At 74.0% G+C, this 8,132-nt stretch carries 9 protein-coding genes; 5 read left to right on the forward strand and 4 right to left on the reverse strand.

All coding sequences use genetic code 11. The features are described from left to right. Nucleotides 1-96: 96 nt before the first annotated feature. Nucleotides 97-1,653 carry a PQQ-binding-like beta-propeller repeat protein gene (locus ABTW95_RS29270; protein ID WP_500227958.1) on the reverse strand — a complete coding sequence of 519 codons (1,557 nt, stop codon included), beginning with the start codon at nt 1,651-1,653 and terminating at the stop codon, nt 97-99. A gap of 105 nt (nt 1,654-1,758) precedes the next feature. Here ABTW95_RS29270 and ABTW95_RS29275 point away from each other — a divergent pair, with 105 nt between their 5' ends. Continuing rightward, nucleotides 1,759-2,460, forward strand: a complete 702-nt coding sequence (locus tag ABTW95_RS29275) for an HAD family hydrolase (protein ID WP_396451623.1) — start codon at nt 1,759-1,761, stop codon at nt 2,458-2,460. Here the strand turns inward: ABTW95_RS29275 and ABTW95_RS29280 are convergent. From ABTW95_RS29280 to ABTW95_RS29290, 3 genes are all read right to left on the reverse strand, one after another. Next, entirely contained in the window at nt 2,452-3,546 is a 1,095-nt protein-coding gene (locus tag ABTW95_RS29280; RefSeq protein ID WP_500227959.1) for a TRM11 family SAM-dependent methyltransferase, read from the reverse strand. The genes ABTW95_RS29275 and ABTW95_RS29280 overlap by 9 nt on opposite strands. A 93-nt stretch (nt 3,547-3,639) precedes the next feature. After that, nucleotides 3,640-4,053, reverse strand: a complete 414-nt coding sequence (locus ABTW95_RS29285; protein ID WP_500227960.1) for a hypothetical protein — start codon at nt 4,051-4,053, stop codon at nt 3,640-3,642. 150 nt (nt 4,054-4,203) lie between these two features. Further along, nucleotides 4,204-5,154, reverse strand: coding sequence for a ferritin-like domain-containing protein (locus ABTW95_RS29290; RefSeq protein WP_396451629.1), 951 nt, complete (start codon nt 5,152-5,154; stop codon nt 4,204-4,206). 226 nt (nt 5,155-5,380) lie between these two features. On the opposite strand from ABTW95_RS29290, the gene rimP reads away from it, so the two are divergent. The 4 genes from rimP to ABTW95_RS29310 all read left to right on the forward strand — a co-directional run. Next, nucleotides 5,381-6,061, forward strand: coding sequence for a ribosome maturation factor RimP (rimP, locus tag ABTW95_RS29295; protein WP_500227961.1), 681 nt, complete (start codon nt 5,381-5,383; stop codon nt 6,059-6,061). 25 nt (nt 6,062-6,086) lie between these two features. Further along, a complete protein-coding gene (nusA, locus tag ABTW95_RS29300; protein ID WP_396451638.1) occupies nt 6,087-7,136 on the forward strand; it encodes a transcription termination factor NusA in 1,050 nt (349 codons plus the stop codon). Nucleotides 7,137-7,140: 4 nt separating this feature from the next. Further along, on the forward strand, nt 7,141-7,443 hold the full coding sequence (locus tag ABTW95_RS29305) for a YlxR family protein (protein ID WP_396451633.1): 303 nt from the start codon (nt 7,141-7,143) through the stop codon (nt 7,441-7,443). 108 nt (nt 7,444-7,551) lie between these two features. Further along, nucleotides 7,552-8,132 (forward strand): translation initiation factor IF-2 N-terminal domain-containing protein (locus ABTW95_RS29310; RefSeq protein WP_500227962.1); only part of this gene is annotated, 581 nt, incomplete at its 3' end.

Below are 8,132 nucleotides of genomic sequence, written 5' to 3' on the forward strand. Positions count from 1 at the left end.
CGCACCGGTATCCCCGCTGACCGCGCCCCTACTCGCGGCCGCGGAACCGCGCCACCGCGGCCGCTGACCCGCCCTACCCGCGGTCGCGGACCCGCCCTACCCGCGGTCGCGGACCGCGACGAGCCCGCCGATGACGCCCACGTACGCGGTTCCGTCCGGGCCGATGGTGATGGGCGCCCAGTTGTTGTCGAACCACTTGCCCATGCCGGTGAGGACCTTGTAGACGGTCCGGCCCGTGTGGACGTCCACCGCGGTCAGGTACCAGGCGTCGAGGAGGTCCCTGCGGGGCTCCTTCGTGTAGAGGTACAGCAGCCCGGCCGGGACGGAGACCTTCGGCACGGTGGACGGCGAACGCTCCGCGCTCGTCCAGGCCGTTTCGCACCCCTTCCCGCCGGGCTTCACGTCCACGCGGCTCACCCCGCCCGCGGACGACCCTCCCGGCGGAAGCTCGAAGAAGTTGCGGTACCCGTAGTTGTTCTCGACGAAGAGGCTGTCGCCGTAGCCGATCAGCGAGTTGTCCGTCGCGCTTGCCCCGCTGCCGAAGACGGGGATCTGGCAGACCAGCCCACCGTCGTCGCTGCGGCGGACGATGACGTGCATGCGGTCGTCGGCGTTGTCGGTGATGGCGACGTAGCCGTCTCCGAAGAACGTGGGCGTCGTTCCCGAGCCCTGGTCGATCTGGCCGGGCTTGCGTCCCGTCCCCCTGTCGTAAGTACGGCGCCACACGACTTCGGGGGTGCCGCTCGCGTCGGCCCGCATCTGGTAGAGCGCGTGGTCGGACACGATCGAGACGCCGTTCTCGGCCGCGGCGAAGGAGTTCTGGATGCTCTCACCCGCGAGCCGCGTCATCCGGACGGCGCCGGAGTCCGGGTCCACCGTGCCGACGCGCCCGTTCCGGGTGATCCACCAGATCAGGCCGTCCCAGTCGGGGCCGACCGCGGTGATGGGGTCGCATTCGCCCTTCGGCCACGGGTTCGTCCACGTGGCGCAGTCGTGGGGGAGGCGGCCGCTGAGGTCCCAGTCGTCGGTCACCCTGAAGCGCCACTTGCCGTCCGGGCCCTTCTCGTGCGCGAAACGGCGGAGATGGAACGCCGAGTCCGCCAGCACCGCGCGGTCCTGCGGGTCCAGGTAGTAGTACGCCCCGCCGGAAGTGTCGGTGAGCACCTTGTCCAGGCTGAGCGAGAACACCGCCTGGACGGTCGACGGCCTGGGCGGCAGGTCGTACGTCGCGAGGTCCTTCAGCGTCTTCGGGTCGATCAGCCGCAGGACGAAGTTCTGCCCGCGGGTGCACTGCGCGACGATCAGGCCGGTCCGGCGGGCGAACGTCACCGTCGAGCACAGCCCCGGCAGCCCGCCGCCCTTGGCCTCGTCCAGGACCTCGGGGGCGCGGCCGAGCGGCCCGAGGAACGGGTACGTGTCGGACGCGTAGCTGTCGGCGTGCATCGACGAGGTCCCCACCGGCCCTTGGTGCGGGTTGGCCGGAACAGGACGTCCGGCCAGCGGCTCCGGCACGGCGGGCCCGCCGACGAACGCCGGGACGAAGCCCCTGCCGGGCCCGTCGGGGATCGGGTCGGCCGCCGCCGGCGCGGCCGCGCCGGCCATGGGCGCCGCCAGGGCGGCGGCGAGCAGGGCGGCGAGCAGGGGTCTGCGCATCGAGGGCTCCTCGTCGGACGTGACCTGCCCCCGGTCGCGCCCTCCGGGAGGATCCACAGCGTAAACGGTGATCGTCCGTCTCCGCCCTATGGTTACGATCCGGTCATGGGCGTACAAGCTGTGATCTTCGACTGGGGCGGCACCCTGACCCCGTGGCACGACCTCGAACTGGCCGACATGTGGCGGGCGATCTGCTCCGCCCACCTGCCCGAGGACGAGGTCGAGAAGGCCGCCGCCGCGCTCGCCGGAGCCGAGCTGGAGCTGTGGCGCCGCGGCGTCGAGGAGCACCGCAGCGCCACGCTCGCCGAGGCGTTCGAGATGGCGGGCGTGGAGCCCACCGAGGAGCTCCTCGCGACGCACTTCGAGACGTGGACCCCGCACACCCACACCGACCCGGCCGTCCCCGGCCTGTTCCACGCCCTCCGCGAGCGCGGCATCAAGATCGGCGTCCTGTCCAACACCATCTGGACCCGCGAGTGGCACGAGCGGGTCTTCGCCCGCGACGACGTCCTCGACCTGCTCGACGGCGCCGTCTACTCCAGCGAGATCCCCTGGACGAAGCCGCACGCGGAGGCGTTCCGCGCCGCCATGGACGCCGTCGGCGCCACAGACCCCGCCGCCTGCGTCTTCGTCGGCGACCGGCCGTACGACGACATCCACGGCGCCAAGTCCGCCGGCCTGCGCGCCGTCCAGATCTGGCACCAGACCACCCACGCCTTCCAGCGCCCCGGCCTCACGCCCCCGGACGCCGTCATCCACGGCCTGGACGAGCTGCTCCCGCACGTAGAGCAGTGGCATTCAGCCTGACGGCCTCCGGGCCACGATGAGGTCGCGGGAGATGGCCTGGTCCACGCGGTGGCGGAAACCGCGGTAGGACTCGGAGTCCTGCACCTCCAGGCCGCTAGCGGCGAGGATCCCGGCGAGCTGCTCGCGGCGGCCGACGAAGGTGTTCCAGGAGATCCCGATCGCGCCGCCGGGGCGCAGCAGCCGCGCCCACCCGGGGACCGCCGCGGCCAGCAGCTCGACGGGGCTGCGCGACAGCCGCGCCTTCCCCCCGCGGCCGGGCTGCGCACCCTTGGCGGTGCGGGGGGAGTCCCCCGCGCGGCCGCGGCGGCTGCCGTGCTGGACGCCGTACGGCGCGTCCGTCACGATCAGGTCGAACGAGGCGGGGCGGAAGAACCGCTCGGCCTCGACGGCATCGCCGTTCACGACGGTGATCTCCATCGTCTCGCCGCTCTTGTACCGCTCCTTGGACGCCCCGAGCGTCACGTGCAGGCGGCGCCCGATGACGGCCTTCTCCCGCCGGATGTTGGCCGTCTCCGCCTGGTGCTTGACCCTGTTGTTCTTCAGCCAGGTCTTGATGAAGGCCGCGTAGGCGTCGAAGTCCTTGCCGTCGATGTCGATCCCGGCGGCGTCCAGCCCGTACATCATGGCCTGGTTGAGGGTCGTGCCCCGTCCGCACATGGGGTCGAGGACGCGGGGGCGGCCGGTCACCAGGTCCATGGGCGAATCCATCGCCATCGCCGTGACGTTCAGCAGCAGCTTGGTGAAGTACTCGTTCGTCTTGCCGGAGTACTTCTGGATGGACAGGAGATCGCTGCCGAACAGGTCCAGCGGCTGGAGTGGGACCGGGCGCAGCAGATCGCCCTCGATCTGGAACAGCGCGTACAACGACGACAGGTTCGACAGGAGACGGATGTCCAGTTCCGTCAGCTCGTCGGCGTCGAAGGTCACGTACGGGACGCCGCCGATCTCCGTCTCCCGGACGTCGCCGAGCCGTCCGCCGAGGGCCCGCTCACCGAACACGGTCAGCTCGGCGCGCACCAGGGCGGCGGCGGACTGGGCGTACACGCGGTTGTGGGAGGGGGAGACGAGAAGGCCGTACGCGGTCATTCGCAGAACCCTAAGGGACGCCGCGAGCGGAGACCGCCGGGACGGGGTCCCGGCGGCCCCCGCACGGCCCTTGGGCGGGCCGTTCCTCCCCGGTCAGGCCGCCCGCGCCGGACGCTCGGCGCGTTCGGGTCGTGTGCGGGGCCCGGACCGTTCAGGACGCGCGGCGTCGTCCGCGGGAGCGTCCGGAGCGGCGGGCAGGGCCCGCGCGTCCCCGGCGGCGGAGACCTCCGGCGCGTCGCCCGCTCCGAGCTCCGCCCGACTTTCCCCGGCCGGCACCTCCGGAGGCGGCAGGTCCGGGAGATGCCGTGCGGCGGCCGCCAGCAGCTCCTGCACGCGGCTCCGCAGGCTCGCGAGATCGGCGCGCGCCACGTCCGCCTGCGCCTGCGCCCTGCGCGCCTGGCGCCGCGCGGCGTCGCGCTCGGCCGCGAGCTGGTTCAGCTGTTCGCGGTAGGCGTCCCGCAGCTCGTCGAGGGCGCTGCGTCCGCCCTCCCTCGGAGTCGTGGTCACCTCTGGGCTCCTCCCCCGAGTCGTCCCTGTACCTGTGTCCTCGTAGTACCCGTGTCCTTCTGTGCGTGTCCCTCTATGGGTGTCCTTCTATGCGTGCCGCCATAGGGGCAACGCGGTCGATCCCGCGCATCGTTCCCGCCGTGCGGAAGATCACTCACCCGGTTCGGGACGCGGCGACAGCGCCGCCGGCGGCAGCCCGGGGAACGCGTCCCGCGGCACCGCGGCGCCCGCCTTCTCCCGCCACCGGGCCGCCCGCGCCGCCGCCCGCTGCGCGCTGTCGGCGCCGAAGGCCCGCAGGTCGGGGGAGGAGAGGCCGGCGAGGCCGACATAGGCGCCGACGAGGTCGTCCTCCAGCGCGGCGGCGAGCCGCGCGGCACTGCGGGCGTCGGTCACCCGGACCGGCAGCCGGTACGCGGCCGCCGCCGGGACGGGCCGGACCGACAGCACCGACTCCAGTTCGTCGCGCTGCGCCCGGTGGTCGTTCCACATGTCCTTCGCGGTCCCGCGCAGCGCTCCGCTCAGCTTGGCCCCGAGCACCCCGTACCCGTACACGGCGGCGTGCTCGGCGGCCAGCGCCGTCCGCACCGCCTCGGCGTCGGACGTCGAGCGGACGGCGGGCGGCTCCCCCCTGTTCGTCCCGGCGTGGCCCGCCTCGCAGGCGCCGATGCTGGCGAGCAGCTGGGCCAGCGCGGGGCCGGCCGCCGCGGCGTCGGCCGTGCGGGCCCGCGCCGCGCGGTCCTCCAGCCCGCGCAGCCACGAGAGGACCGAGCCGCCGGGCACCGCGGGGGCGGGGCTCGGGCCCGGCATGGCGCCGCCCTCGTCCGCCCGGTCGCCGGACCCCGGCACGTAGTGGCGCTTCAGGACGGCCAGATGCTCCCGGTGGTGCGCGAGGGCGGCGTCGAGCCGCCCGGCGGGCGCGGAGCCGGCGGACCGCGCCGCCCCGTACGCCGCGATCAGCTCCTGCTCGGACGCCATCGCGCGGACGAGCACGGACACGTCCCTGCGCGGGGCCGCCTCCGCGGCGCAGCCCGAGAGCCACGGCAGGACCAGCGCGGCCCCGCCGCCGAGCAGCAGCGCGCGCCGCGGCATCGCCTCTGGCAAGGCAGACTCCTCACCCGGTGGTGTGGTGGCGGTGGCCCTCCGCGGTCCCCGTCCCCGAACGCGCACATCGGGCCAGCTCAAGCATTCCATATCCGCCGCGCCGGTGAGCCGTCCGAAAGACCGCCGCGGTCCCCGGCTGTCGATAGTCTTGAGATGTGGGCGGACGAGCGATACGGCGACATCCGCGACCGCAGGCGTGACAACAGAGGGAACACGAGGAGGGCCCATGAGCGTCGAGTCCCGCGGTGGCCGCGCTCAGGGCGGGCACCGCGCCGGGAGGCGCGCCCCCGAGCGGGGCGCCGGCCGGCGGCGCGCCGCCGGTTCCGCACGGCCCCCGCGCGACGCCGCCGTCGCCGAGCTGACCGGCCTGCTGGGGCCCGCCGTCGGAGCGGCGGGCTTCGACCTGGAGGAGGTCGACGTCCGGCCGGCCGGCCGCCGCCGGCTCGTCAAGGTCGTCGTGGACGGGGACGGCGGGGTGGCCCTCGACGACATCGCCCGGATCAGCGAGACGGTCTCGCGGCTCCTCGATGAGTCCGACGTCATGGGGACCTCGCCCTACGTGCTGGAGGTGACCTCGCCCGGCGTCGACCGCCCCCTCACCGAGCCGCGGCACTGGCGCCGCGCCGTCGGCCGGCTGGTCGTCGCCCCGCTGACCGAGGGCGGCCAGGTCGAGGGCCGGGTGGTCGCGGCCGACGACGAGGCCGTCGAGATCGACGTCGTGCAGAAGCGCCGGGGCAGGGGAGCCGGCGCGAAGAGCGGCGGCACGTCCGCCGGGCCGGAGGGCGGCGCCGGGCCGGTGCGGCGCAGGTTCGGCCTGGGTGAGCTGGGGCGCGGCCGGGTGCAGGTGGAGTTCAAGCCCCTGGACCCCCAGGCCGAGGAAAAGCGTTCTCCGGCTGAGCCGGACTAGAGGGGGGAACCTCGTGGACATCGACATGACCGCCCTGCGGGGCCTGGAGAGCGAGAAGGACATCTCGCTCGACGTGGCCGTCAAGGCCATCGAAGACGCCCTGCTGATCGCCTACCACCGGACGGAGGGCGCGGCGCCGAAGGCGCGCGTCGAGCTGGACCGGCAGACCGGGCACGTGACCGTGTGGGCGACCGAGACCGACGAGGAGGGCAACGACCTCCGCGAGTACGACGACACCCCGACCGGATTCGGCCGCATCGCCGCGACCACGGCCAAGCAGGTGATCCTGCAGCGGCTGCGCGACGCCGAGGACGAGCTGACGTTCGGCGAGTACGCGGGCCGCGAGGGCGACATCGTCAGCGGCATCATCCAGCAGGGCAAGGACCCCCGGAACGTGCTGGTCGACCTCGGCCGGATCGAGGCCGTGCTGCCCCCGCAGGAGCAGGTGCCCGGCGAGCGCTACGAGCACGGGGAGCGGCTGCGCGCCTACGTCGTCCAGGTCCGCAAGGGCCACCGCGGGCCGTCGGTGCAGCTGTCGCGGACGCACCCGAACCTCGTCCGCAAGCTGTTCGCCCTGGAGGTCCCGGAGATCGCCGACGGCACCGTGGAGATCGCCGCGATCGCCCGCGAGGCCGGCCACCGCACCAAGATCGCGGTGCGCTCGCGCAAGCAGGGCGTGAACGCCAAGGGCGCCTGCATCGGGCCGCTCGGCGGGCGGGTCCGCAACGTGATGGCCGAGCTGCACGGCGAGAAGATCGACATCGTGGACTGGTCGGAGGATCCCGCCGAGTTCGTCGGGAATGCCCTGTCGCCCGCGCGGGTTTCCCATGTCGAGGTCATCGACGCCGACGCCCGGGTCGCCCGGGTGGTGGTGCCCGACTACCAGCTGTCCCTCGCCATCGGCAAGGAGGGGCAGAACGCGCGGCTCGCGGCCCGGCTCACCGGGTGGCGGATCGACATCCGGTCCGACACCGAGCCCGAGCAGGCGCCCGTGAAGCCGACCGAGCCCGGCCAAACCGGATCTTCTACGTCAGGAGAGCATGCGACCGGCCCCGCGGACGCCTCGGCGCGGTAGACTCATGGAACGTGGCCGGGCGGCCCCCGTTCGCACGTGTGTGGGCTGCCGGGTTCGCACGGCCAAGTCCGACTTGCTGCGCCTGGTGGTGGTCGAGGGCGTCATCGTCCCCGACCCTCATGGGCGGCTGCCGGGACGGGGCGCGCACCTGCACCCCGATCCGGCGTGTCTCGAGCTCGCAGAGCGACGTCGGGCGTTCCCGCGGGCGTTCCGCCTGCCGGGCCCGCTCGACGCCCGTGCGCTGCGGGAGCGGCTTGCGGCACACGCCGCGCAGCAGCAGGATGGCCGAATGGTAAGCGACGTCTAGTCGGAAGCAGGTCGAGATTGCTATGAGCGCTCGATGAGCACGCCGCGATGAGTACGGCAAGTTAGCGACGGTCCGGAGGCCCCACCCCCGGACCGAGTAGGGAGTGCAGTGGCCAAGGTCCGGGTATATGAGCTCGCCAAGGAGTTCGGTGTAGAGAGCAAGGTCGTCATGGCCAAGCTCCAGGAAATGGGCGAGTTCGTCCGGTCGGCGTCCTCCACGATCGAGGCGCCGGTCGTTCGCAGGCTCACGGAAGCCTTCTCCAATTCTTCTTCTTCTTCTCCGTCCCCCAAGCAGGGGGACAAGCGGGCCGCGCCGAAGCGGCCGTCGGGCCCGCGTCCAGCCGCGCCGCGTCCGGGTCCGCCCGGCGGCGCCTCCGACGGGCAGGGTGCGCGCCCGCAGGCCCCCCGGCCCGCCGCGCCGCGCCCGCCCGCGCCCAAGCCGGGCCCCGGCGGCCAGGGCGGCGCGCCCAAGCCGGGTCCCCGCCCGCCGGTCCCGCCGGCGCCGGGCACGCCGGTGAACGCGCCCGCGGCGCAGGGCCCGAGCGCCCCGCCCGCCGCCGGCCCGCAGGCCGGCAACGGCGCCGGAACCCGCGCGCCGGGCGGCCCCAAGCCGGGTCCCCGCGCGCCCAAGTGCGCGGCCGGGACGAGCCGGCCGACCTCGCCCGCACGTTCAACCACACCGCGGCGGTC

This window comes from Spirillospora sp. NPDC127506, from assembly GCF_040302145.1.
Classification (GTDB): Bacteria; Actinomycetota; Actinomycetes; order Streptosporangiales; family Streptosporangiaceae; genus Spirillospora.

Coding starts and splice junctions, on each gene's coding strand:
- ABTW95_RS29270 (WP_500227958.1), bottom strand. CDS start 1,653: ATGCGCAGACCCCTGCTCGCCGCCCTGCTCGCCGCCGCCCTGGCGGCG.
- ABTW95_RS29275 (WP_396451623.1), top strand. CDS start 1,759: ATGGGCGTACAAGCTGTGATCTTCGACTGGGGCGGCACCCTGACCCCG.
- ABTW95_RS29280 (WP_500227959.1), bottom strand. CDS start 3,546: ATGACCGCGTACGGCCTTCTCGTCTCCCCCTCCCACAACCGCGTGTAC.
- rimP (WP_500227961.1), top strand. CDS start 5,381: ATGAGCGTCGAGTCCCGCGGTGGCCGCGCTCAGGGCGGGCACCGCGCC.
- nusA (WP_396451638.1), top strand. CDS start 6,087: ATGACCGCCCTGCGGGGCCTGGAGAGCGAGAAGGACATCTCGCTCGAC.
- ABTW95_RS29305 (WP_396451633.1), top strand. CDS start 7,141: ATGGAACGTGGCCGGGCGGCCCCCGTTCGCACGTGTGTGGGCTGCCGG.